General features: G+C 61.8%; 20 protein-coding genes. 13 read left to right on the plus strand and 7 right to left on the minus strand.

Annotated features, from left to right (window positions below; translation table 11 throughout):
* Position 1: 1 nt before the first annotated feature.
* On the minus strand, positions 2-1,741 hold the full coding sequence (locus tag MKI86_RS19705) for a cobalamin-dependent protein (protein WP_241604495.1): 1,740 nt from the start codon (positions 1,739-1,741) through the stop codon (positions 2-4).
* 239 nt (positions 1,742-1,980) lie between these two features.
* Between MKI86_RS19705 and MKI86_RS19710 the strand changes: the two genes are divergently transcribed.
* Positions 1,981-3,585 (plus strand): FAD-dependent oxidoreductase, encoded by a 1,605-nt coding sequence (locus tag MKI86_RS19710; protein ID WP_241604497.1) that lies wholly within the window; start codon positions 1,981-1,983, stop codon positions 3,583-3,585.
* Positions 3,586-3,608: 23 nt separating this feature from the next.
* Here the strand turns inward: MKI86_RS19710 and MKI86_RS19715 are convergent, their stop codons facing one another.
* The 4 genes from MKI86_RS19715 to MKI86_RS19730 all read right to left on the minus strand — a co-directional run bounded on the left by MKI86_RS19715 (position 3,609) and on the right by MKI86_RS19730 (position 7,902).
* The gene (locus MKI86_RS19715) at positions 3,609-4,658 is read right to left on the minus strand and encodes an acyltransferase family protein (RefSeq protein ID WP_241604500.1); all 1,050 of its coding nucleotides are present in this window, start codon (positions 4,656-4,658) and stop codon (positions 3,609-3,611) included.
* Positions 4,655-5,932 carry an O-antigen ligase family protein gene (locus MKI86_RS19720; RefSeq protein ID WP_241604502.1) on the minus strand — a complete coding sequence of 426 codons (1,278 nt, stop codon included), beginning with the start codon at positions 5,930-5,932 and terminating at the stop codon, positions 4,655-4,657. Before MKI86_RS19720 ends, MKI86_RS19715 begins: the two co-directional genes overlap by 4 nt.
* Positions 5,933-5,940: 8 nt before the next feature.
* Positions 5,941-7,161, minus strand: coding sequence for a polysaccharide biosynthesis/export family protein (locus MKI86_RS19725; RefSeq protein ID WP_241604551.1), 1,221 nt, complete (start codon positions 7,159-7,161; stop codon positions 5,941-5,943).
* 63 nt (positions 7,162-7,224) lie between these two features.
* On the minus strand, positions 7,225-7,902 hold the full coding sequence (locus tag MKI86_RS19730; protein ID WP_241604504.1) for a sugar transferase: 678 nt from the start codon (positions 7,900-7,902) through the stop codon (positions 7,225-7,227).
* Positions 7,903-8,612: 710 nt separating this feature from the next.
* On the opposite strand from MKI86_RS19730, the gene MKI86_RS19735 reads away from it, so the two are divergent.
* Complete coding sequence (locus MKI86_RS19735) at positions 8,613-8,927, plus strand: exopolysaccharide production repressor protein (RefSeq protein WP_269470874.1); 315 nt, start codon at positions 8,613-8,615, stop codon at positions 8,925-8,927.
* A 108-nt stretch (positions 8,928-9,035) separates the two neighbouring features.
* Positions 9,036-10,031 (plus strand): glycosyltransferase family 2 protein, encoded by a 996-nt coding sequence (locus tag MKI86_RS19740; RefSeq protein WP_241604506.1) that lies wholly within the window; start codon positions 9,036-9,038, stop codon positions 10,029-10,031.
* A 3-nt stretch (positions 10,032-10,034) separates the two neighbouring features.
* Here MKI86_RS19740 and MKI86_RS19745 read toward each other — a convergent pair whose 3' ends face one another.
* Both MKI86_RS19745 and MKI86_RS19750 read right to left on the minus strand, forming a co-directional pair.
* A complete protein-coding gene (locus MKI86_RS19745; RefSeq protein WP_241604508.1) occupies positions 10,035-10,961 on the minus strand; it encodes a polysaccharide pyruvyl transferase family protein in 927 nt (308 codons plus the stop codon).
* Positions 10,962-10,979: 18 nt separating this feature from the next.
* Positions 10,980-11,939: a glycosyltransferase family 2 protein gene (locus MKI86_RS19750; RefSeq protein ID WP_241604511.1), complete on the minus strand. Its 960-nt coding sequence runs from the start codon at positions 11,937-11,939 to the stop codon at positions 10,980-10,982.
* A gap of 120 nt (positions 11,940-12,059) precedes the next feature.
* Here MKI86_RS19750 and MKI86_RS19755 point away from each other — a divergent pair, with 120 nt between their 5' ends.
* From MKI86_RS19755 to MKI86_RS19800, 10 genes are all read left to right on the plus strand, one after another.
* Positions 12,060-13,538 (plus strand): lipopolysaccharide biosynthesis protein, encoded by a 1,479-nt coding sequence (locus MKI86_RS19755; RefSeq protein ID WP_241604514.1) that lies wholly within the window; start codon positions 12,060-12,062, stop codon positions 13,536-13,538.
* Positions 13,539-13,908: 370 nt separating this feature from the next.
* On the plus strand, positions 13,909-15,033 hold the full coding sequence (locus MKI86_RS19760; protein WP_241604555.1) for an acyltransferase family protein: 1,125 nt from the start codon (positions 13,909-13,911) through the stop codon (positions 15,031-15,033).
* A gap of 2 nt (positions 15,034-15,035) precedes the next feature.
* Complete coding sequence (gene exoK / locus MKI86_RS19765; RefSeq protein ID WP_241604516.1) at positions 15,036-15,821, plus strand: endo-1,3-1,4-beta-glycanase ExoK; 786 nt, start codon at positions 15,036-15,038, stop codon at positions 15,819-15,821.
* A 13-nt stretch (positions 15,822-15,834) separates the two neighbouring features.
* On the plus strand, positions 15,835-17,037 hold the full coding sequence (locus tag MKI86_RS19770) for a glycosyltransferase family protein (RefSeq protein WP_312409762.1): 1,203 nt from the start codon (positions 15,835-15,837) through the stop codon (positions 17,035-17,037).
* A complete protein-coding gene (locus MKI86_RS19775; protein ID WP_241604518.1) occupies positions 17,027-18,025 on the plus strand; it encodes a glycosyltransferase family 2 protein in 999 nt (332 codons plus the stop codon). Before MKI86_RS19770 ends, MKI86_RS19775 begins: the two co-directional genes overlap by 11 nt.
* On the plus strand, positions 18,022-18,945 hold the full coding sequence (locus MKI86_RS19780) for a glycosyltransferase family 2 protein (protein ID WP_241604520.1): 924 nt from the start codon (positions 18,022-18,024) through the stop codon (positions 18,943-18,945). Before MKI86_RS19775 ends, MKI86_RS19780 begins: the two co-directional genes overlap by 4 nt.
* Positions 18,942-19,952, plus strand: coding sequence for a glycosyltransferase family 2 protein (locus MKI86_RS19785; RefSeq protein ID WP_241604521.1), 1,011 nt, complete (start codon positions 18,942-18,944; stop codon positions 19,950-19,952). The genes MKI86_RS19780 and MKI86_RS19785 overlap by 4 nt, the downstream gene beginning before the upstream one ends.
* Before the next feature lie 4 nt (positions 19,953-19,956).
* The gene (locus MKI86_RS19790) at positions 19,957-20,862 is read left to right on the plus strand and encodes a UTP--glucose-1-phosphate uridylyltransferase (protein WP_241604523.1); all 906 of its coding nucleotides are present in this window, start codon (positions 19,957-19,959) and stop codon (positions 20,860-20,862) included.
* 83 nt (positions 20,863-20,945) lie between these two features.
* The gene (locus MKI86_RS19795; protein WP_241604525.1) at positions 20,946-23,309 is read left to right on the plus strand and encodes a polysaccharide biosynthesis tyrosine autokinase; all 2,364 of its coding nucleotides are present in this window, start codon (positions 20,946-20,948) and stop codon (positions 23,307-23,309) included.
* 662 nt (positions 23,310-23,971) lie between these two features.
* Positions 23,972-24,196, plus strand: a 225-nt coding sequence (locus MKI86_RS19800; RefSeq protein WP_241604527.1) for a hypothetical protein, incomplete at its 3' end; no start/stop codon positions are given.

A 24,196-nucleotide genomic window follows, 5' to 3' on the forward strand; every position in this document is an offset into this window, starting at 1 on the left:
TCTAAGGCGTTTGTGAATGCGCCTTGAGTGCGACCAGCATTCCATCGAGGTCATGACATGGGATGCAGCCAATTGCGGCAATGTCGCTGGACACGTCGACTGGAAGGCCGGAGTTCGAATCCTTCGGCACCTCATTCAATCTGCCACCGATCAAGACAGGTAAGTTGACGCCCTGTGCCTTCATCGCCGCCTTCACCGCCTTGGCATAAGACAATGCAACGCCGTTATAGGTGCTGACCGCAACCATATCGGCACCGGCTTCGACGGCGCGCGCGACCAGTGCCTCAGGGTCTACGGCGACGCCCGCATCGACTGTTTCGACGCCTAGCCCCTCAAAGGCCTTTTCGACGAGATACTTGCCGTGCTCATGGACATCAGTGGTGCCTATGCACACGGAAACGGAGGTCGCACCGACGTCCTTGCCGCGCGAAGCAACCCATTCCTCGGCCTTATGGTTGAGTTCGCGCGCCCACTCCGCGTGAATGAGAGGCGTGCGGGCCCGCACGCCAGGAGCGCCCGGGCCAAAGAGGGCTTCCATGCGCTTTGGTCCCATACGGCGGATTGCCAGCAGCAACGCGGCCGGATCGTCCACCGCAACGCCAAGCGCAGCGAGCCCCTCGAGAGTGGACTTGGCAAAACGGCGCCCACCCTCGACAAGCACACCCGCCATCTTCTCCACCTGCGCCCAGTCGAAGACCGGATCGTAGAACGGCGCTTGCAAGGTCAGCCGGTGCGCGAAGGTCTGTGCGTCGATAATTTCCTCGATGTCGGGGATGCGCTGGTTTTCCGTCACGGGAACCGGATTGACCGCATGCCCCGTCGGCCAGCGCCCGAGCGCGAGAATATCGGCCAGCAGATAGCTTGCAAGGCTCGCATAATTGCCGGCGGGGGTCGATTGATAGGCAACCGTATTGCCGAAAATCATTGTTCCTGGCGTATCACTTACCTGAACCAGGGCGGCATGGAAGGCCGTGCGCGACAGCGGATCGCTGAAGTGGTGACCGTAGCAGTGCGCCAGTCGCGCGCCTATGAGATCTTCTACGATATGCTTTTCAATGAGCACCATACCCAGTGCACAAGCCATATCGATAAAAAGCCCCGCAAAACCGTCATCGAGATTGGAATGAACAAGAATTTCGGCATCCTGCGCGGCAATAAGCCCAAGCGCCGTTACGGTCGCCTCGGTCGTTGCCACGTCGTCGTCCCAATAGGGCAGACGGAACGTGAAATACTGGCCAAGATTGCCGACGGCCGTGGCGCCCGCCGCTATGGCTGCGCGTGTGTTTTCCAGCGCCCCCGGAAGACCGAGCATGAAATCGCCGAAATGTGCGGCGGCAGGCGCCGCCTCGATGATACGGGCGAAGTCCTCTGGACCAGTCAGGACGATGCCGGTGCCGCGCGACGCCTTCGCACGCCAGGATTCGGGATATCCCATAGACCAGTCGAGCGTGATACCGAAACGATCGACTGTCACGCCGGCCTCAGCGCAGGAACCATGGACTGCGCGAATACCCTCGATCGTGCGGTTGACATCGCGGAAACCGATATGGGCATGCTGCATGATCCGACGGCTTGCGGCAGCCTGCCGCTTCCATTCCGCTTCGGAGGCCACGCCCATCTCGCGCATGAAGCGGCTGGTTCCAAGGCGCCAGTCCCGCGCCATCGCTCGCCCACGAACGAGCAGATCCACTCCCGGCGTAAGGCGCGGATCCTGGAGGCCGGGTATGTCGTCTTTGGTCATGATACAGTCCGGTCAGCAAGGGCAAGTTTAGAACACGGCTGGCTTAGGCGGAGAGCCGCACCCTTTCGAGGTGTATGTTAACCACGAAAAGGTGCAGATGGACCCGACGGCATGCCGGAAGGACCGCCTCCTTCCGGAGCAAACCGTACTGAGAGCGTAGCGCGCAAAAAGTGTCTACACAATAGTAGACAGATAAAGATTCTTCTCTCTATAGTGCCGACATACGATTGGAGACGGCAATGAACGAGTTCGACGTTGTGGTGATCGGGTCTGGATCCGCGGCATGCGCGGCAGGCTTGCGCGCCGCCATTGGCGGGTTGAAGGTCCTGGTCATCGAGAAATCCGATCGGCTCGGCGGTACGTCCGCCATGTCGGGGGCGGGCATCTGGATCCCGGCGAACCATATAGCCGCCGCCGCTGGCATTGCGGACAGTAAGCAGGAGGCGCTCGCCTATCTTCATGCCGTCCAACCGCCAAAGCAGAAGGAAACTGACAGCGGCCGGTGGGCTGCCTTCGTGGAAGCGGCACCCGACATGCTCCAGTTCCTTGCGAAGAATACGCCGCTGGATTTCCAGCTCGTCGCGGAACCCGATCCCTTCACGGAAGCTCCGGGCGGCAAGATGTTTGGCCGCATGGTGACGCCGAGGGCCTTAAGCCGCCGCCTTCTCGGCCGTTTCGCCAAGACACTCCGCCGTTCGACCCTGCCGCATAGCTTTACCTATAAGGAAGCCGTCGATCTCGACATCTATCATCACCCCGTTAAGGCAGGCTTGAAGGTCTGGAACAAGCTTCTCTACCGCTGGCTGACCAATGCAGGCGGTCAAGGCACCGCGCTGATGGTTGGCCTGATCAAAGGGTGCCTTGATGTCGGCATTGAGTTCCGGCTGGAAACGCGCGCAGTGCGCCTCATCCAGGATGCGGAAAGCCGCGTCACGGGTGTCGAGGTCGAACACGATGGAAAGAAGAGCCAGATCGATGCCGCCAGAGGCGTAATCATCGCCAGCGGCGGCTTCGAATGGAACAAGGAGATGCTAGACCAGCATTTTCCAGGCCCGATCGACCGGATCGGCAGCCCAAGCAGCAATGAGGGCGACGGACAGATGCTGGCTCGCCTGGCCGATGCAGCGCTGCTCTGCATGGATCAGGCCAACATTTATCCGTGCCTTCCGACGCGGTATGAGCGGCGCCCGAGCGGCCTGCCCATGACATTTCAGGCTGAACCGCATTCCATCGTGGTCAATCGACATGCGAAGCGGTTCGTCAGCGAAAGCGATTTCAATATCGGCGAAGCGTTGGATGCGCGCGACGACAACGGAATAACGGTCAATCTGCCGGCATTCCTCGTCGGCGATCACCGTTTCCTCGACGCCGCACTACCCTTTCGATGGTATGCGGCGTACGACCGGGGTTGGGTCAAGAAGGCGAGCACCGTAAGCGAACTGGCCGGTAAGCTGGGGCTTCCGCCGCATGCCCTTGAAGAAACCATCGCACGCTGGAATGCGCAGTGCGCGACAGGGCGCGATACGGACTTCCGCCGCGGCGAGAATAGCTGGGAAGAATACAAGGCTCACGGCGCGCCGAACCGACTGAAACCCATCGACAAACCGCCATATGTCGGCATGTCGCTCAACCGCTCGATCCTCGGCACAAAGGGCGGCGCCAGTACCAACGAGCGAGGCCAGGTTCTTCGCGAGGATGGATCGGTTATCGCTGGCCTATATGCGGCAGGCCTTGCAATGGCAAACCCGTTCGGTACCCGTGCTGTTGGCGCAGGCACGACACTCGGCCCCAATATGACCTGGGGTTATATCGCGGCAAACACCATTTTAAAGCAAAATCAGTAGCCTCCATGCCTCGAGAAACAGAGCTACGCCTTCTCGCTTTGAATGGACGGCGAAAGGCGGGTGCGCGCAGGGGCTCTTCCCATGCCCTGCAGAAGTGGCCTCTCGCAGAAAAAATACGCGCAGAGCCCGGCAGCCAATCCCGTACACATTGATGTGACGAAGGCGATCGACGGTGCAAGGCTGATCATGCTGCCGGCCTTGACCGCTACGGATATCGCGAATGTGTGCCAGAGATAGATAGAATAGGATGCGGAGCCCAAAAGGGCGGGAAACTTAAACAGCGGGATACCGGTGCCCTGTTTTTCCAGGAAGGCGGTGCCATAGACGAGAGCGGCGGCAAGCGGACCGCAGATCCACTCGTCAAACGGCAGGTTCCAAATGCCGATGGTGGCAAAGCCGGCCACTGCCGCGACGACGAGAGCAGATGCCAGCCAGCGGGGCGCTCTATGCCTGGAGAGCCATAGGCGGCCGATCAGCATACCGGCGACGAACTCCAGGATGATCGGCCTCGTATAGGTGACGAAAAGGGCATTGTCGCTTCTCAGCACGAGACCGAGGGCAACGAGGAACAGGAAGATCGCCGCGATGATAGTAAGGCGCGCGCGCGCAGGCAGGAACAGGCAGACGGCGAAGGCGACGTAGAAGAACATCTCGTAATTGAGCGTCCAACCCTGAACGAGAACCGGCCAGATTTCTCCGCTGCTCGGCGAGCGCATCGGCACAAAGAACAGCGACGCGCCGACATGGCCGGCTGTCAGAACCAGATTGGGAAACAGCCCCGCGAGCGCTCCCGCCACCATGACCCCGGTCGCCAGCCAGTAGACAGGCACGATACGGCGGATCCGCTCGCGCAAAAAGCGTCCGGGCGACACGGGCCGCCGTTCGACAATCACCCACATGATGAAGCCGCTGATGACAAAGAAGACATCAACGCCAGCCGCACCGATGGCAAAGGCATAACCACTGCGCTCGGCTGCATGGAAGGCAAGGACCGCAAGAGCTGCAAATGCGCGCAGATACTGGATACCGTAGAGTGTCTCCCGGCGAGCTTCGGGGATGGCGGCGGGCGTCATGCGGACACGGCTCCCTGTCGACGGCGGACAGGCCGCCCAACCGTCACGAACCGATGAGCCTCGCTTCGCCGCCCATCCGTCAGCTTGCCGGCAGCGAAATACAGCAGGAAGGAGCCGACATGATAGGGATTTAGAATATCGATCTCCACGAAGGTGCGCACCGCCAGCAAAGCCGCGATCGTGAAGAGCACCAGTGCCTCGCGGTCGCGGGCAACCGACAGCAGACGGCGCAAGTGCCCGATGAGCGTGCCAAGGAGCACCATGGACAGCAGCAGGCAGCCGATCAGGCCAGTCTCGACCGTCGCGGCAATGAACGTGTTGTGGAAGTGGAAGCCACTGCGCCCGGCGATGAAGAACGCCGCCCAGAGCCGCTCGGCTTCCGCAAAACCCTGTACCCAGAAAGCCTGGTAGCCGATGCCGACGAGCGGCGCCTCGCTTGCCGTCGCGATGCCCTGCTGCCACAGATAGGTGCGCCCGGTGAGCGTCGCATCCTTGCCAAAGACGCCGAGGACCATCTCGAAGCCTCCACCATAGACGGCGGCGAGACCGAGCCCCAAGGTCAGCACGGCGAGCGTCGCAAACAGCATCTTGCGGTGACGTGGCGCGAGCATTTCCAACGCTCGCAGCGCCAGGCAAAGACCGGCGACGGCGACTGTCGTGAGGACTGACGTCGCCGATTGCGAGGCCTTCAGGCAGTAAAGCGCGACCAGCACACAGCCAACCGCCGCCAGTCTCCAGACACCGCGCTCCATGCCGAGAAAGAGCGCGGCGAAGGCGAACAGCACAGAGAGCGAGGCGTAGAATCCGAGCTGGTTCTTGGAAGCAAAGGCACCGACAAAGCTGTAGGTCCCGTCGAGCGGATCGAGATGATAGACGCCGAAGGCAAGCGAATAGAACAGCACCAGCCCCGTACCGATCAACCCGCCGCGCACCAGCGTGCGCGTGTCAACGACGCGCATCGCGATGAGCGCGCACACGACATGCGAGAGATACTGCAGCGAGGTGCGCATCGTTGCACCTGGCGCCTGTGACCAGAAGACGGAAAGGCAGGCGAAAAGCGCAAAGGCGAAGAGCCAGAGGTAGTTCGCATAGTTGCCGAGAACCCGCCGGTAATCGACAGCGATCAGCGGCAGCCACAGGGCGTAGTATGCGAGGATCGATACCTGGCCGAAGCGGAAGGAATAGGCGAAGACAAAAAACGACAGCGCGACGGCGAAGGCGCCATAGGCCTCGTTGCCGTCAGGTCCGATGAGCCGGCTCCGCGCGATCCGCATCGGCGGTCTCACTGGGTCGCGAGGCTGGCTTCCACCTTGACGACATCGCCCGGCAGGACCGGCGTCGTTTCGGTGGCGCGGATTTGCTCGGTCTTGCCCTTGACCGTACGGAGGATGGAATAGCCGATATTCGCGGTCGAGAGCCCGTCCTTCAGCGTGGCGGCATCGGCCGATTGCATCAGTGCCTCCGACATGAGATCACGGCTGGTGCCAAGCTTCAGCGCCAGTGTGTCGAGCTCCTGCTCGGTGTTTTGCAACTCCTGCGCCAGTTCGGCATCGCGGTCATTGGTCAGGTTCGTCTCGTCCTGAGAGGCCTTGTTGATATCCTGCTTGGCCTTCAGCGAGGCCGTGTCGATATCCAGCAGGGCTGCCTGAAGGTCGGCGGTGCGCTGTTCAAGCGCAAGACGCCGGGAGCTGATGGCGAGTCCCTTTTCCGCGAGCGTATCGACCTTGGAAAGGTCGCCCTGGACGAGTTCAAGCTGGCGCGTCTGGGTTTCGGACTTCTTGGCGAGCGAGTCGATTTCATTCTCGAGCAGTGACTTGAGATCGGCCAGTGCCGTCAATTGCAAGCGCTGCCGCTTTTCGCGCGAGGCCATCAGCGCCTTTTCACTTTCCATGATCGCCAGTGCCTCCTCGGATTTGACGAGTTCCTTCGGCATCTCGATCTCCGTAGCGCCGGTCATCTCCGCCGTGATGCGTGCGCGGCGGATCAGCAGACGATTGCGCTCGGCGACATAGACGGCGGCCTCGCCTTCCGAGCGCAGGAAATCACGAGCAAAGCGCTGGCCGGGATCAGCCCGGCGCAATCCACCACCGAAGCTGACCGCCTTGAGGACCGTCAGGCCCGGCGCATAAGGATAGGCACCGGGTGTCTGTACATCGCCGGACAGATAGACCGGCCGGTATTCGGCGATCTCCACCGATGCTGACGGCAGGTCCTTGAGGCCGAAGAGCACTTGCATCTTCTTTCCGATATCGGCCGAGAGATCCGCAGTGGTGCGGCCATCGGCCGGCAACTGGCCGATGAACGGCAGAGAGAGTGAACCATCTGCGCCGATCCGGTAATCACCGCTGACGGCGCCCCAGTCACGGATCGCGCCTTCGGCTGTCTGCCACTCCGCGACACGGATGCGCAACTTGTCCATGACACCGAGCCGGTACTCCTCCGCAGAGGCTGAGGATCCGGCTGCGAGCATCACAACAAGCGCGAGGCCACCGAGCATTCTCATGGAAAAAGCGTGCGCGGCCGTGGCCGCGGTCGGAATCGTTTTCATAGGAACCTCTTGCGGAAATCAGTAACTGCCGCGCGAAAGGCACACGGCCGGAATGGTGCGCGCAACGATGACGAGATCGCGTGTGAGCGACCAGTTGCGCACATAGTGCGTATCAAAGGCGATCCGCGCTGCGTAGGAAACGTCATTACGGCCACTGACCTGCCAGAGGCCGGTAAGACCCGGGCGGCTGCGCAGATAATAGACGGCGGACGTGTCGTAGAGTTCCAGTTCATCCTCGACCACCGGGCGAGGACCAACGATGCTCATCTCTCCCTTGAGAATGTTGATGAGCTGCGGAAGTTCATCGAGGCTGAGCTTGCGCAGCACCGTGCCAAGAACAGTGACGCGCGGGTCGTCCTGCAGCTTGCGCGTCGCCCGCCATTCCTCGAGGGCTTCAGGGTTCTCTTCGAAATACTGGTGGAGAAGGGCGTCGCCATTCTCTGCCATCGTCCGGAATTTCAGGCAACGGAACGTCGTTCCATTGTAACCGATGCGGCGGTGGCCATAGAAGATGCTGCCACCGTCGGTGGACTTCACAAGTGCCATGATCAACAAGAAGATCGGGCTGAGCAGGATAAGCGCGGCAAGCGCTACCAGGATGTCAAAGCTCCTTTTCGATATCCCCCCCACCGGCGGCGCGCCGGCTGCGACAGAACTGAATAACGGCGAACTGGCCGATCGGCTCGCGGACTTCATAGAGATGGCTCCATTCGAATTGCGATAGGGTCGGGTCCCTCGGACGCGTTCAGACATCCAATGCGCAGTGTGTGGTCACAGTTTGTTTTTCTGCGCGTGATCTGACGAATTATCGCCCTCACCGCACATTTAAGAAAATCGTGATGTCCTAACTTTTTGGATGTCGAAGTATATGAAAAGCATAAAGCACGGCACCTGGTTCAAAAAGATCGCCGATCACGCGCTGATATTCCTTGAGATGCGCCAAATTTGCCTGGAGTGGCCGAGGCTGATGAGCTATTTTTACATGGATATACGTTGCTGTCTCGACACGCGATGGTACATATGCACACCACGACATGAAACCATCTACTAATTTTGCGGCGCAATATTATTTTGCACCGCACACTTTCTCCATAAGAAATCGCTCATGTTGTAACAAAAGGTGATCACTGCCGCGGCGAAGCGCAACCCCATGGCTGCAACGGAAATTTGCAGACTCGCTTTTTCGGCGTATTTCCAGTCGTTCGAGAGGGAAAGGTGCCGAAATCTGGGCAGCAAAGTGGCGGACGCGATTCTCGGGGGGGCCACAACCGTCTTAACGGAAGCGCAAGATCGATCAGGCAAGGATCGGAACCGTCCAGGCATGACCTCATTAATCCTGATAGTTGCATGCGGTCGCGCCACCGCCTATAGTTCCAGCCAGCCTCAGAGGAGAAGGCGATCCACCGATGAAACCAGCGCTGGACACAAAATGGCGGGACAGCATGGCCTATGTGCCACGCTTTTTTCTGAGCATGGCGATCGTGCTCGTGGCGTTCGCTGTCGTCACCTACGCCAGCACCGGATCAGTCGCGACAACAGCGATCCAAACCCTCATCTGCGCAGTTCTCATCCAGGTCGGCTATTTTATTGCCGTGCTCTACCTCACCTGGCGCGTCAGTAAGGCCCGCAAGGCTAAAGCAGGACACCTCACGACAGATCTCGAAAAGGCATCTGCCAAGGTCCCCGTCTCGATGAACGAGCCCGGCCACTCCCAGCCCTGAGCCTGCACTGATCCGGAAGGGCCGTTTTTGTGCCCCCTTTTCCTTTCATGCTGCATTGCAGCGCGGACATGTCCGCGCCATCGGTTCAGTGCGCACGAGAGGTATGCCGTGATCCAGGATGAAAAAGTCTGCGTCATTATCGCCGCGAAGAATGCGGAGAAAACGATTGGTCGCGCGGTGCGCTCGGCCCTTGCGGAGCCGGAGGTCGATGAGGTCGTGGTCGTGGACGACGGATCCGACGACCGCACGCTTGCGGCTGCCGCCGCAGCCGACGATACGACGCGACGGCTGAATATCATTCGCTTCCGCACGAACTGGGGACCTTCCGCAGCGCGTAACCATGCCATTGCGGTGTCCAGAGCGCCCCTGATCAGCATTCTCGACGCGGACGATTTCTTCTTTCCCGGCCGTTTCAAACGCATGCTCGCCTGCCCGGACTGGGATTTCATCGCCGACAACATCGCCTTCATGCCCGAGGGCGAGCTCACCCGGCAGCCGGACAATTTCGCGCCACGCCCACGCCGGTTCGGTCTTGCCGATTTCGTTCTCGGAAATATTTCCCGGCGTGGCGCACCGCGCGGCGAGCTCGGCTTCCTGAAGCCGGTCATGCGCCGTTCCTTCCTGGACACCCACGATCTCCGCTACCGCGAGGACATGCGCCTCGGCGAGGACTACGAACTTTATGTGCGCGCGCTGCTTGCGGGCGCCCGCTACACCGTTATCGAAAGCTGCGGCTATGGCGCGGTCGTTCGCGCCGATTCTCTGAGCGGCCAGCACCGGACGAAGGATCTTGAAGCACTGTATCAGGCGGAGCGTGCGATCCTTGCTGCGGGTAACGTGCCGTACGAGGCGCAGAACGCGATGCGGCGCCATTGCCGCCAGATCGGCCGACGCCATGCGCTGCGTCATTTCCTCGACCGCAAGCGGGAGGGCGGCGCAGGCGCAGCCCTCACCTATGCACTTGAAAACCCCTTGGCAATGCCGGCCGTTGCCAGCGACATCCTGCGAGACAAACTGCAAGCCGCGCAACGCCGGATGCGATCGGAACCGCCAGTGAAGGAAGGCGGGTTGCGCTACCTGCTACCCGCCTCCGCCACGCGTTAGAGTCTAGAGATAGTCGCGTCGCACGCCTTCCAGCACTGCATACAGGCGCTCCTTGCGCTCCCGTAGACGCGCATCTGCGCTGAGCTGCGGCTCGGCACGACTCGCTTGCCAGAGCGCCAACGTGGAGGGCGCGGCGAGCATCTGTTTTGCGGCAATGCGAAGACCTGAACGGGGCGCAGCAGCGGCAACGGCAACCGCGCCTTCCTCTGTACCGTGCCCTGCGCCATCGTAGTCGACACCCCAGAAGCGGGCGCCCTTGATGATGGCCTCGGCACGCGTCGAGATGGGAATGCGCCGGGCGGTCGGATCAACGCCAACCGTCGCAGCCCAGTCCCGCCACTTGAAACCATTGATGTTGGCCGAAGTGCTGACCGCCACCCACGGCACACGAAATGCATCCGCAAGAATGGCGCCGTGCATGGATTCGGCGACAATCAGCTCGCATTCGGCGATCTCGCGGATCACATCCTTTGCCTCGCCGCGCGGGTCGATATAGTGCAGGCCTGCGGTCGCGCAAACGACTGGCCAGAGCCCGGCCAAGGCCGATTCCCAGTGAGGAACAAAGGCGGATTTGATGCGCTTCGGCCGGTTCGAGAATTCCGGCATGTCCGCGACCAGGACGGCCGGGTCGATGATGCCCAGCTCCGCCGGCACGCCGACCCTTGCGGCCGTCAGCGGACCGCGCACGCAGCGCACGTCCCACAGATCCCCGTCGCGCATGTCAGGCAGGGTTCCGTAACCGAAACCGCTGCCGAGCACGAGCTTGCGCCCCTCCTTGGGCAGGAGGGCATCGTTCAGCACGGTGCCGACACCGACGAGCAGCACGTCGGCATGGACCTCCCGGAGCCCGGGCAACAGGAAATCCCATAGCCAGAGATTGAGGTCGTCACCGAAATTGCCGTGTTGCGATTCCCAGTAATAGGGCTTCATCCGTCTCTCCTTGTCGGATCAGCGGGAGAACTTGCCAACGGCAAGTCCCACCGCGCTTGCGAGGATGCGCGGATCGCGCATCGCCCAGCGGGCCAGCATGTCGAATTGCGGCAGCTTGCGGTGCTTGACGCGTCGCGCCTGGCTCCAGAGCGCCTGCTGGCGGGCGGTCTGCTTGTAGGATCGCAGAGAGGCCACCTCGGCCGGGCGCTCGGCAAAACGCGTCTCCAGCCGGTCGAGCGCGACCCAGGTGTTGAACTGTTGGTGCAGGAATTGGGGCGAGTCGTTGTCGATGCCGTGGAAGATGTTGACCCCCTCCCCGCGGACCGCACCGACCGCGCCGCTCAGCACCACCCGCCGGGCCGCAAGCACGCAGTCGCAGAAGAACAGCACGTCCTCCGCCGCGAGCCTCAGTGCCGCATCGAAGCGGATACGCTCGAACACCGGCCGGCCGATCACCATCGAGGAGAGATGCAGGAAGCTCCAGTTCTTCAGCATGACCTGGGTGAGATCGGGAATTTCGATGAGAAGCGGATCGTCCGCAAGACGTATCACCGTCTCGGTCCTTGCGAGGTCCTCCACGCCGAAATGATAGTAGAACGCTTCGCCTCCCGTGATGGAGGCAAAGTAGCAATCCGCGGAAAACCCGGTCATCGCCGCGTGGGCAAGAGCGAGGTGATCGGGCGTCCAGATATCGTCCGAATCGAGGAAGGCCACGAAGTCGGTCGCGGCCGAAACGCTATCAAGCCCGGTATTGCGCGCGCCGCCCGGGCCCGCATTGTCCTGGCGTACGACGCGAACACGCGCCTGCTCATCCTCCGAAAAGGCGATCAGATCGCCATCGGGTGGGAAAGGCGATTCATCGTCTACGACAATGACATCGAAGTCATTGAATTTCTGAGCAAAAACAGACGTGAGTGCACGCCGCAGGATGCCCGGCTCCTTCTGATAGAAGGGAATGATTACTGTCAGCTTCGCCATCTTTTCGTCCCTGTGGTTTCTCTAGAAAGAGGTTCGTCTGGTCTCCTCCCACCGGGGCGTGGCCGTTTCCGGCGCAGGCTTTTGTCTTCGTCGATGCTCCTTTTGAAGCAGGTTTCCGACATGTCCCAGTCCGTGAACGCGAAGTCGGTAACGCGAAATGTCGGCTGGAGCGTCTTATCCAAGACAAGCACATTCGGGCTTAAGTTTGTCACTGTGCCCATTCTTGCCCGACTGCTGACACCCGAAGAATTCGGCGCGGTTGCCGTGGCGCTGGCCGTCGTGCAGTTTTTGGCGATGATCGGCGGGGCCGGTCTCGCCTCGGCACTCATTCTCGAGGCAAAGGAAGAATCCGAGACGATTCACTCGGTTTTCTGGGCCAATCTCGCCTTCGCCTTCCTTATGGCAGCTGGGCTCTATGTCTTCGCCGAGCCCCTGGCGGACTGGTTCGGCGCAGCGGACGCAGCATCGCTTCTGCGGCTTATGTGTTTGCTCATACCCCTGCAGCTCGCTGGCGACGTTGCCTATGCGCTTGTCGCCCGCCGCATGCAGTTCAGCCGGGATGCACTGTGGAGCATGATTTCCGAATCGATCGCGGCCATTGCGGCGGTGATCCTGGCATTCTCCGGCTTCGGCATCTTCGCGCTCGTTTCCCAGCTTTTTGTCGCCGGGGTGATCCGGCTTGTCGGCCTCTTCTTCGTTTCGCGCTATTTGCCGCGCCTGCAGTTTCGTCTTGCCAGCGTCGTTCGGCTGACACGCTTCAGCCTCGGGCTGATGGGCTCGGAGCTCGCCAATTTCGTCACCTTCCAGTCCCCCATGGTCGTGATATCGCGCTTCCTCGGCCTGGCTGATGCCGGCGCTTATTCGGCCGCCAATCGCTTTTCCAGCATTCCCAATCAGGTCGTGCTGTCGGGCGTGATGGGTGTCCTGTTTCCCGCCTTCAGCGCAATGATGCATGACCGCCAGCGCCGCTCGCAGGCGCTGATGCTGAGCACACAGGTCACGACCTTGCTGCTCGCGCCGATGATGTTCGGCCTCTGGGCAGTTGCCGAGCCGGCCATGCTGCTGCTTTTTGGCGCGCAATGGGCCTCCGCCTGGCCCGTGCTTGGGCTCCTGGCCATCTCCAAGGGACTACTGACGCCGTGCAGCACCTTCATTCCCTACCTGAAGAGTTCCGGCCATGGCAGCGCATTGTTCTGGTGGGCGGTGGGTCGTGCGGCGGCAACCACCGCCGCCGTCGCCTACGGCGCCTATAACGGCACGCTCATCGACGCCATGGTCGCGCTTTGCCTTGTCAACGCGGCGGTGCTCGTCGGCTATTCCTGGGTCGTGTTCCGGGCCGATAGAACACCTTTCCTCTCCGGCTTCTACCAGTCGATCCGCCCCATGCTCACTGCCGCACAAATGGCGCTTGCAGTGCGTTATGCCCTCGACCACTATCTGTCGCCTGAGTTCCATCCCGCGCTGCAGGTCGGGATCGGCATTTTGCTTGGCGGCGCGATCTACGCTGTTCTCACCCTCCTCACGGAGCGGCCGTTGCTGCGAAAGCTGCTGGATTTGGTGCGTCGTCCCGGCGCCACATCGCCTGTCAGCCTGCCTTGAGGCCGCCCCAATTCAGGGGCGATCCGCCGCAACAATCGCTGATCCAACCCAAATCGTCGTAGAAAATTGAAAAAAATTCCGGGCCGCCTGCACTCAAAAATTGCGGCTACATCAGTACATTCGAATAGCCTTCAAAGTATTGTTAAACGGGACTTCACATTTGTCTCACGCGTATGTGAGCGTGTGTTTCTGACCGAATGCAATTTCGCGCCCGATGCTGCGATGCAACCGTATATGCCGGCAAATTTGCTGCGCCGCCACATTTTCTGCTGTCCCGTCGCGCAAACTCCTCTTCTCAGGCTTCGGTCTGTCCTTGTTCGAAGGCCGCCCGATGGGAACGGCGCACCAGAGGGGTGACGCAACCGTGCAAATCGACGCGACAGTATCGGCACGCATCAATATGATGCGGATCGTGCTGATATCTGGGATCATCTTCGTGCATGTTCCCCACGATCCGGCAACGAGCCCCTATGCAGGCGCGTTCAGCGGCTTCGACTGGATGCGCGTCTTCCTGGGCGACAGCCTGTTCCGTATTGGCGTGCCCTGCCTTAGTGCCATATCCGGTTACCTGCTCTTTCATCGCGGCTTCGAAGCCTTCGATTATCGCAGGACACTGCGCAGCAAGGCATCGACGATCCTTCTGCCATTCCTGCTCTGGAACATCGCGTTTCTCGCACTCGTCTATCTTGCCCAGGCACGCGGCATCGGCTTCGGTTACCTGCCCGACCTCGTCAATGCGACGCCGCGTGAGGTGATGAACCTCTCCCTCGCCATTGAGAGCTGGCCCATCAATATTCCGCTCTACTTCCTGCGGGATCTGCTTGTTTGCCTCATTCTCTCGCCGGTGATCGCGCTTGCCGTCCTGCGCTATCCGCGCACGGCGCTCGGGCTGATGCTGGCCTATGCCGTGCTGCCGGTGCCCAGTGGCATTTTCCTCAAGAAATCCATTCTGTTCGGCTTCAGCTTCGGCGTCGCTATGGCGCTCCATCGCATCGATATCAAACGGATGGATCGTTTCGCTCTGCCCGTGGTCCTTTCCGTGCTTGCAATGGCGGTACTGCTTTCCGTTGCGCTCTACGCCTATGGTCCGGAGTTTCCCGTCTGGCTCAACATGCTCCGCGCCGTCACTGCTATCGCCGGCATCTTCGGCGCCTGGGCACTTTCGGCGCTCCTTGTCCGCACCGCGACCGGCCAGAGGCTGGCGCAGCTTGGCGGACTGAGCTTCTGGATCTTCTGCGGGCACTATCCGTTGCTCATCCTCTTCTGGATGGTCTGGAATCGGCTCGGCAGTCATGCCGATTACCCGCTGTTCTACGCTGCAAGTCCGCTGCTGGCCCTCGTCATCCTCTTTTCCACCCATGCGCTGGCACGGCGCTTTGCACCCGCATTGCACGCCATCCTTACCGGCCGCCGCATGGGCGATCGCAAGCGGCCGCTGGCCGAACGCCCACACCCGCCGATGAAGCCCGACGGCTCCATCGCTCAACGGAGGTGATCATGACCATTCTGCTGAAACAGGCCATCGGGGCATCCGCCCTCCTCGCCACACTTGGCGGCGCAGGTCCCCTCGCCGCACAGGACGGGGCTTCAGGTACCTCTTTCGTCGAAGAGTTCGACCGACTCGACACCGCCCGCTGGTACATCTCCGACGGCTGGAACAACGGGAAACACCAGAACTGCACATGGTCCAAGGACCAGGTTGGTGTCGAAGACGGAAGGCTCCTGCTTTCCTTCGACGCCAAGCCCTCCGGCGAGCGCCAGTATGCCTGTGGCGAGGTGCAGACTGTCAAACGCTACGGCTACGGCACCTATGAGGTGCGCATGAAAACGGCGACCGGCGCGGGTCTCAACTCGGCCTTCTTCACCTATATCGGCCCGACCGATAAAAAACCGCATGACGAGATCGATTTCGAGGTTCTCGGCAAGGATACCAGTCGTGTCCAGCTCAACCAGTACATCGCCGGTAAGGGCGGCAACGAGAAACTCGTGCCCGTTCCCGGTGGCGCCGACAAAGGCTTCAACGACTATGCCTTCGTCTGGCAAAAGCAAAGCCTGCGCTATTATGTGAACGGCGCTTTGGTGCACGAGGTGACGGACCCGAAGAAGTTGCCCAACCACGCGCAGAAAATCTTCCTGTCGCTTTGGGGCACCGACACACTTTCCGACTGGATGGGTCGTTTTGCGTTTTCCGGCCCGACGCGGGTGGAAGTGGAGCGTCTCGCGTTCACCGCCGAAGGTGAGCCTTGCCAGTTCGACGGTTCCGTCGCCTGCCTGGTGAACTGAGCGGATGACGCCGATGCTCAGGGTCCTCTACCTCGTTCACGACCTGTCCGACCCTGCCGTGCGCCGACGGGTTCTCATGCTGCAGGCGGGCGGCGCGGAGGTGATGCTCGCAGGCTTCCGCCGCGGCGAAAACCGTTTCGCCGCCATCGAGAGCATCACACCGCTGGAACTCGGCACCACCGCAGACGCCCGCTTTGCCCAGCGCCTGGTCGCGGTGGCCGGTGCGGTAGCGCGGCTGCCCCTGAAGCTGGCGGGCCTGCCGCAACCGGACGTGATCCTCGCCCGCAACCTTGAAATGCTGGTGCTGGCGCGGCGCGCCTCGGCGCACTTCGGCGCCGTCCCGATTGCCTATGAATGCCTCGATGTTCACCGCCTGATGCTGAAAACAGGCGCGGTGGGCCGGGTCCTGCGTGGGGCCGAGAGCTATTTCGGCGGCAACGCCGGCCTCGTCGTCACCAGCTCACCGGCCTTCATAGAACACTACTTCAAACCCCTTTCCGGCATCCGCGCGCCGATCCACTTGCTGGAGAACCGGGTGCTGGAGTTGGGCAGCCACGACACCCGCCCGCCGGAGCGCGCCCGCCCGGCCGGCGCACCGTGGCGCATTGGCTGGTTCGGCGCGATCCGCTGCCGCAAATCGCTCGACCTGCTTTGTGCTTTCACCCGGCGCATGGAAGGCCGTTTCGAGGTGGTGTTGCGCGGCCGGCCAGCATACCGCGAATTCGACGATTTCGACGGCATCGTCAGCCGCGAACCTTTCCTCCGCTTCGAAGGCCCCTACCGCAACCCGGAGGACCTGTCGGCCATCTATGCCGAGGTGGATTTCACCTGGGCCATCGACTTCTTCGAAGAAGGCCAGAACTCGCAGTGGCTGCTGCCCAACCGCATCTATGAAGGTGGTCGGCACGGTGCCCTGCCCATCGTTCTCGACGGCACCGAAACCGCGCGCCTCGCCGCCCGGCACGGTATCGGCATTGCCCTTGCCGATGGCCGCCTCGAAACGCTCACCGAGCGCTTTGCCACATTCGGTGAAGATGCCTATCGAGCGCTCAACGCCCGCCTCGTCGCGCTTGGCACACGCCCGTGGATCCTGGATCGCGCCGACTGCGCAGCCTTCGTCCACCGCCTGGGCGCCTTGCGCCAGCCGGCAGGACTGGCGGCTCTTCCTCCCCTCCCGTCCCTCATCGCCAACAAGGTGGATTGCCATGAACGCTGATGCCGTCACCTCGGTGCGTTGCCTGATCGTCATCCCCTGCCTCAACGAGGCGCCTTATCTCGAGCATCTGGTGCGCCAGCTCGAACCGACACTGGCCGGCCTGACTGCCACCCTCGTCGTCGTCGATGGCGGCAGCAGCGACGGCACGCGGGATATCGCTCGTCGCCTCGCGGTGGCGGTGCCCAACATGCACGTGCTCGACAATCCCAAACGCATCCAGAGCGCCGCAATCAACCTCGCCGTCGCGACCTTCGGCGCCGAACACGATTACCTCATCCGCATCGATGCCCATGGCACCTATCCGGACGACTACTGCCGCGTGCTGGTGGAGGAGGCGCTGGAAACCGGCGCGGATTCGGTCGTGGTTGCCATGCAGACGATCGGCTTCGGCACCTTTCAGAAGGCGACGGCCGTCGCGCAGAATTCCGTCCTCGGCAACGGCGGAGCCAAACACCGCGTCGGCGCCGAAAGCCACTGGACGGATCATGGCCATCACGCGCTGATGCGCATCGCCGCCTTCCGCGCCATTGGCGGGTACGACGAAGCGTTTACCGCCAACGAGGATGCCGAATACGACTACCGGCTCCATCGGGCTGGCTACCGTGTGTGGATGACCGCACGCACAAGCATGGTCTACTATCCAAGGTCCAGTGCCTTGCCGCTTTTCAGGCAGTATTTCGGCTACGGCCGCGGCCGGGCGAGAAACTTTCTGAAACACCGCTCGCGCCCGAGCGTCCGACAGATGCTGCCGCTGATGGTGGCGCCCGTCGCCGTCGGTGCGTTCCTTGCCGCCATCAACTGGATTGCCGCCGTGCCGTTCGTGCTCTGGGCTGCCGCTTGCATGGGTTATGGCGCGTGGATGGCGCTCAGCCAACGCAATCCATATGGCCCGCTCGCCGCCGTTTCCGCCATGATCATGCATTTCGCCTGGTCGGCAGGCTTCTGGCGCGAGGTGCTGGATCCGCGCCAGCGGAGGGCCCTCGCATGACGGCTCCCATCCGCATCGACATCGCCATCTGCACATTTCGGCGCACCGCACTGACGGAAACACTCACCTCACTCTCGCAGCTGATCGTTCCGGCGGGCGTACGCCTCGGCATCATCGTCGCCGACAACGACGTGGAGCCGAGTGCCCGCGATCGCGTCGAAGCTGCGATGCCAATGCTGCCGGCCAGCATCCTCTATGTGCATTGCCCCGCTGGAAATATCTCCATCGCCCGCAACGCCTGCCTCGAACACAGTGATGCCGACTTCATCGCCTTCGTCGATGACGACGAGACGGTGGAGCCCCTCTGGCTGGACGCGCTGCTCGCCGCCGCAGGAAAACGTCGCGCCGACGTGGTGCTTGGCCCCGTGCGCGCGGTCTACGGCCAAGGCGCGCCGGACTGGATGCGCGAGGGCGATTTCCACGCCACGCGTCCCGTCTGGGTGAACGGCGAAATTCGCACGGGATACACCTGCAACGTCCTGATGCGTCGTGCCGCACCGTCCATCGCTGGCCGGCGCTTCGATCTTGCGCTGGGCCGTAGCGGCGGTGAGGACACCGCCTTCTTCAGCGCGGTTCATGCCGAAGGCGGGCACATCGCCTTTGCCGCGGAGGCATGGGTGAAGGAAGTCGTTCCGGCGGAGCGTGCCTGCCTTTCCTGGCTGGCGCGCCGGAGGCTGCGCATGGGGCAGACCCATGGCCGGCTTCTCGCTGCGCGCCATGAAGGTGCATCGCGCCTGAGCGCGGCCGCGCTGGCAGCTGCGAAAAGCGCTGTCTGCTTTGCGGGTGCGACGGCCTTCGCCTTCTCCCCTGTACGCCGTAACCGCTTCTTCTTGCGCGGTCTTCTTCATGCTGGCGCGATCGGCGGTCTGTTCGGTGCACGCGCCATCGAGCCCTATGGAAATCTGGAGGCGGTGCAATGACCACTCCCGATGTCAGCGTCGTGATCGCCGCATATAACGCGGCCGACACGATCAAGAGAGCCTTAGGCAGTGCCCTGGCGCAGGATGGCGTATCGGTAGAGGTAATCGTTGCCGACGACTGCTCGACCGACGCGACACGGCAAATCGTCACCACGCTGGGCGAGCCGGCCGTGAAGCTTGTATCGCTCGACTGCAACGGCGGACCCGGCGCAGCGCGCAATGCCGGCTTTGCCAACGCGCGCGGGCGTTGGATCGCAGTTCTCGATGCCGATGACACGATGCGGCCGGGCCGTCTTGCCCGCATGATCGGTGCAGCGGAAAGCGCGGGTGCGGTAGCGGCAGTCGATAATCTTGACGTGCTGCATGCGGATGGCCGCACGGAGCGGATGTTTCCGCAAAGCCTCCTTGCTGCCATGCCCGGCCTGACATTGCCGGCATTCATCGATTCCAACCGGATTTTTCGCAGCACGCACAATTTCGGCTACATGAAACCGATCTTCCTCCGCGCCTTCCTGCGGGAAAACCGACTCGCCTACGACGAGACCCTGCGCATCGGCGAAGATTATCTTCTGCTCGCCGCCGTGCTTGCTTCGGATGGCCGCTGCACGGTCGTTCCGGAGGCGGGCTATCTCTATCATATCCGCGAAAGCTCGATTTCCCGCGTGCTGCACCTCCACCATGTCGACGGCATGCTGGCGGGCGATTGTCGGCTTCTCGCACGCTTCCCGCTTTCGGGCGAAGCCGCCGCCGCGCAGCGCCGGCGTACGCGCAACCTTATGGAAACGCGTGCCTTTCTGGCACTCGTCCAACATCTCAAGAACCGTTCGTTCGGCGCTGCCGCCAAGGTAGCGCTTGGCGATCCGCGTGCTCTGCGGCATCTCGCGATGCCGATCGCTGCCCGTTGGCGCCGCCTGACCGCGCCGCCGATCCACCGCAAGACGGCCGCGCCCCGCGCGGCCTCATCTCCCCCGACAGCGCAGGACCTCGCGCTCAAGAACAAAGGATAATGCCATGGTGCGAACCAAGACCGTCCGCAAGGCTGTCATTCCCGTCGCCGGCAACGGAACCCGATTCCTGCCGGCCACAAAGGCCATGCCCAAGGAAATGTTGACCATCGTCGACCGCCCCGTCGTGCAGTATGCGCTCGACGAGGCCCGCGAGGCCGGCATCGAACATGTCGTTTTCGTCACCAGCCGCAACAAGCAGGTCATCGAAGATCATTTCGACGACACGCCGGAGCTCATCTCTTCGCTCGAACGATCCGGCAAGAACGACAAGGTCAGCGAGCTCTCCCGCCTGCTGCCAACCGCAGGCTCGGTGAGCTTCACCCGCCAGCAGGCGCCGCTCGGCCTCGGCCATGCCGTCTGGTGTGCACGTGACCTTATCGGCGACGAGCCCTTCGCGCTGCTTCTTCCCGACATGATTTCTTTCGGCGCGCGCGGCTGCCTGGCGGGCTTGATGGAGCTTTACGGCGAAGTCGGCGGGAATGTCGTCGGTGTCGAACAGTGCGCACCTGAGGATGCCTCGCAATATGGCATCGTCGGCAGAGGTGCGGCCGTGCGTCACGGCTTTGCCGTAACTCATATGGTGGAAAAGCCGAAAGCCGGCGAAGCACCGTCAAATCTCTTCCTCAACGGCCGCTACATTCTCCAGCCGGAGATCTTTCGCCATCTCGCTCGACAGCAGCGCGGCGCAGGCAACGAGATCCAGTTGACCGACAGCATGCTGGAACTTTCCAGGGGCCAGCCGTTCCACGCCCATCCCTATGAGGGGCGGACCTATGATTGCGGCTCCAAGCACGGCTTCATCGAGGCCAATGTCGCCTTCGCGCTCGCTCGTCCGGATATCGGAGGCGCCGTCTATGAATCCCTGCGCGACATGATGTCGTCGCACGAGGGCCGGATTCGCGCGGCATAATCTCGTGTCTCCGGGCCAAGAGCAGTCCGGAGACATATCGGGGAGGAAAGCATCCATCGCGCCGAAAGGCAGAACGGAGCCCCATGCATCAACGTACGGTAACGCAAAGCCGCATCCTTCACAGGGAACCGGACCCGTCCGATTCTTTCATCGACCTCAATCGCCTGATGACGATCCTCGTTCGCAGGGCGCGCCTGATTGCCCTTTCGGTCGCGGTCGCCGTCGCGCTTGCCGTCGCCTATCTGGTGTTCGCGACACCCGTCTATACGTCGATGACTCAGATCCTGCTCGACGAGGATCTGTCGCGTTATGCCGAGGAGAGCGAGCCTTCGCCCCAAAGCAGCCAACAGGTCGACATGCGTATCGCAAGCGCCGTCGAAATTCTGAAGTCGGGGCGGCTGGCGCTGCGCGTGGTCGATGACCTCAAGCTGGCCGACAATGAAACCGTTCTCAACCCGCCGCAGTCGCCCGTCGCGACCGTCAAGGGCTGGGCGAAGTCGCTCGCCTCGCTTGGTTCCTCCGGCCCGGAAGCCTCGCAGGAGGCGCTTGCAAAGGGACGTCGCGACAAGGCGGCCAGCATTCTGCAGCAGTCATTGGCCGTGGAGCGCGTTTCCCGCAGCGCCGTGCTTGCCGTTTCTTTCCGCTCGACCGACCCCCAGCTAGCGGCCGCTGTTACCCGGCGCTATTCCGAGGCCTTTTTCGAAGACCAGCTCAGCGCCAATTTCACGGCGACGGAACAGGCCTCGACCTGGCTGCAGGAGCGCCTTACCGACATTCAGACCCGCGCGCAGGACGCCGCGCTGGAAGTCGAACGCTACCGCAGCGAGAACGGTCTCACCACCGCCCGCGGCGAACTGATGTCCGAACAACAGCTTGCCGACCTCAACAGCCAGCTCATCCTCGCCCAGGCCGATGCGGCAAGCGCCTCCGCCCGTTACGCCCAGTTCAGGGCCATCGTCGATCAGGGACCGGACAAGGCCATCGACAATGCCTCCATCCCGACGCAGCAGGCGGGTGGCTCCGTGCTGCAGGATCTGCGAGAGCGCTACAATTCCGTCGTGAAACGCGCGCAGGACATCACGCAGAATTTCGGAGCAGACCATCCACAGGCCATCGCGCTGCGCGCCGAGAAGGAAAACCTCGCCGGGCAGATCTACCGCGAGCTCCAGCAACTGACAGCGAGCTTCCGCAACGAATACGAAGTTTCCCGTTCACGCGAAGTTTCGCTGCGGGAGAGCATCCGGAAGGTCACCGGCAGCAATGCCGATGCGAACCTTTCCTCCGTGCACCTGCGTGAGCTGGAGCAGAAGGCAACGGCGCTGAAGGCGCTTTCGGAATCCTATCTCGCCCGTTACGAGCAGGCCTCTCAGAAACAGTCCTTCCCGATCCCCAAGGCGCGGGTGATCTCCGACGCCGGTGTGCCCACATCCCCCTCCAGCCCCAACAGAACCATGGTGCTTGGCCTTGCTGCCGTGCTGGGCCTGATGGCCGGCGGTGCACTGACCTTCGTGCAGGAAATGCGCGAACGCGCTTTCCGTCTCGAAAGCGACATACGCTCCATCCTTGAACTGAAGCCGCTCGGCTACCTGCCGCTCATCGGCGGTACAAGGAAAGGCAGACCCGCGACGATTGGCGCCCAGGCAGTGAAGTCGGAGTCCGGACCAGGCAGCCCTACCGGGGAAACCGGCGAGGACAACGTGCCGCTCGAGCGGATGACACGCGTCGTTCTCGATGCGCCCCGCTCGGTCTTCGCCGAAACCCTTCGCAATGCCAAGCTGATCAGCGACATGACAATCCCGAGCAAGAATCGCGTGATCGGCGTGACCTCGGCCCTGCCGGGGGAAGGCAAATCGACCGTTGCGATCAATTTCGCAGCCCTTCTTGCTGCGAGCGGCAGAAGGACGCTGCTGATCGACGCCGATATGCGCAGGCCGAGCCTGGGTGCGATCATGAAACCAGCACCGCAGGCGGGTCTCGTAGAAGCCCTTATGGGAACCATTTCGTGGGGCCAGGCCGTGAAGACCGACCGGCAATCCCAGCTCTCCATGCTGCCGATTGCAGTCCAGCCCGGCGGTGCCTGCGCACCCCACGTCAACGACCTCATCTCCTCGCCAGCCATGCAACAACTCATCGAGGAAGCACGCCAGGCCTTCGACTATGTCATCGTAGACCTGCCCCCGCTGGCCCCCGTCATCGATGCCAAGGCTTTCGAGCCACTGGCCGACGGCTTCCTGTTTGTCGTCGAATGGGGTCGCACCCCCGCGAACCTGGTGCGCGACCTCCTCGCCGCCGAAAGCCGCATCGATGCAAAAACCATCGGCGTCATCCTCAACAAGACGGACATGGACACATTGCCCCGCTACAGCGATGCCGGTACGGCCGAAAAGTACCGCGACCTCTATCAACAGTACTACGTCGACCAGATGCGGGGTGGCACGCGCCAGTGATGGCGCGCCGCCGCGCATTCCCCATCTCGGCCACCTTCCATCAGCGTTCAAAGCTGTTAGCGGGAAGCCGATTGCGTCCGCAAGCACTGTTGCTAATGTGGTTTTGATTTCGAATTCCTCATCATCGGCTTTTTCCATCCCACTTCATGACATACTTCATGGGCGGCTTGAGGCACCTTTTCTGACAAGGCCCCGGTCGCCCATCTCCAACATGCGGCCTTTTGCTATCTGATCGACTACGCGGATGAAGAAACCGGCCTTGTCGCGGATACTCTCCCCCCGGCTATGCTCACGATGGTACACATCTATCCTTCGCAATCCGGGGCACTCATACTGGCCGCGCGGGCCTACAGGCGCGATGTCGATGAAGCCGTAAAGCTATCGACATTGGCCTGATCGAACGCAGGATGCAGACGCAGGGCCTGCGTCAGCAGACACGCCCTTTTGTCGACAGTGCCAATTGTCAGGATGGCTGCGTCAGCCTACTCTTTCTGCATAAGAGATACGACCCTCGCACCGCCACGGCCCATGGTGACGTCATGTACGTTGTCTATAACGATGTTGAACGATGCTCGTGATTTACTTATTAGCATAGAGAACAACGCCGCCCCTTGCTTGGAGCTACACAATCAGCCAGACGCATTTCAGCATTTTCGCTACTGATGCGCAATCCGGCAACTGTTGCATCGCAAACGTGCGTCGGCGGCTTTGAGATCCGACTTCGCGAATCCATAGACGCGTATGGTAACGACATAGCGCCCGTGACTAATGGTTTCGATCACGTCATGGGCGCGGATGATCGCGTCATTATGGCCTTCCTGCTCCCGTCCTTGTCTTCTCCCTTCATGTTGGCGCCCTACTCACCGAATGATGCCCCGCCCGCGGTC

Source organism: Shinella sedimenti (assembly GCF_022601905.1).
Lineage (GTDB): Bacteria > Pseudomonadota > Alphaproteobacteria > Rhizobiales > Rhizobiaceae > Shinella > Shinella sedimenti.

Bases quoted from the DNA above. Each gene is read 5' to 3' on its own strand.
- MKI86_RS19705 (WP_241604495.1), bottom strand. From the start codon at position 1,741: ATGACCAAAGACGACATACCCGGCCTCCAGGATCCGCGCCTTACGCCG.
- MKI86_RS19710 (WP_241604497.1), top strand. From the start codon at position 1,981: ATGAACGAGTTCGACGTTGTGGTGATCGGGTCTGGATCCGCGGCATGC.
- MKI86_RS19715 (WP_241604500.1), bottom strand. From the start codon at position 4,658: ATGACGCCCGCCGCCATCCCCGAAGCTCGCCGGGAGACACTCTACGGT.
- MKI86_RS19720 (WP_241604502.1), bottom strand. From the start codon at position 5,932: ATGCGGATCGCGCGGAGCCGGCTCATCGGACCTGACGGCAACGAGGCC.
- MKI86_RS19725 (WP_241604551.1), bottom strand. From the start codon at position 7,161: ATGAGAATGCTCGGTGGCCTCGCGCTTGTTGTGATGCTCGCAGCCGGA.
- MKI86_RS19730 (WP_241604504.1), bottom strand. From the start codon at position 7,902: ATGAAGTCCGCGAGCCGATCGGCCAGTTCGCCGTTATTCAGTTCTGTC.
- MKI86_RS19735 (WP_269470874.1), top strand. From the start codon at position 8,613: ATGAAACCAGCGCTGGACACAAAATGGCGGGACAGCATGGCCTATGTG.
- MKI86_RS19745 (WP_241604508.1), bottom strand. From the start codon at position 10,961: ATGAAGCCCTATTACTGGGAATCGCAACACGGCAATTTCGGTGACGAC.
- MKI86_RS19750 (WP_241604511.1), bottom strand. From the start codon at position 11,939: ATGGCGAAGCTGACAGTAATCATTCCCTTCTATCAGAAGGAGCCGGGC.
- MKI86_RS19755 (WP_241604514.1), top strand. From the start codon at position 12,060: ATGTCCCAGTCCGTGAACGCGAAGTCGGTAACGCGAAATGTCGGCTGG.
- exoK (WP_241604516.1), top strand. From the start codon at position 15,036: ATGACCATTCTGCTGAAACAGGCCATCGGGGCATCCGCCCTCCTCGCC.
- MKI86_RS19770 (WP_312409762.1), top strand. From the start codon at position 15,835: ATGCTCAGGGTCCTCTACCTCGTTCACGACCTGTCCGACCCTGCCGTG.
- MKI86_RS19775 (WP_241604518.1), top strand. From the start codon at position 17,027: ATGAACGCTGATGCCGTCACCTCGGTGCGTTGCCTGATCGTCATCCCC.
- MKI86_RS19780 (WP_241604520.1), top strand. From the start codon at position 18,022: ATGACGGCTCCCATCCGCATCGACATCGCCATCTGCACATTTCGGCGC.
- MKI86_RS19785 (WP_241604521.1), top strand. From the start codon at position 18,942: ATGACCACTCCCGATGTCAGCGTCGTGATCGCCGCATATAACGCGGCC.
- MKI86_RS19790 (WP_241604523.1), top strand. From the start codon at position 19,957: ATGGTGCGAACCAAGACCGTCCGCAAGGCTGTCATTCCCGTCGCCGGC.
- MKI86_RS19795 (WP_241604525.1), top strand. From the start codon at position 20,946: ATGCATCAACGTACGGTAACGCAAAGCCGCATCCTTCACAGGGAACCG.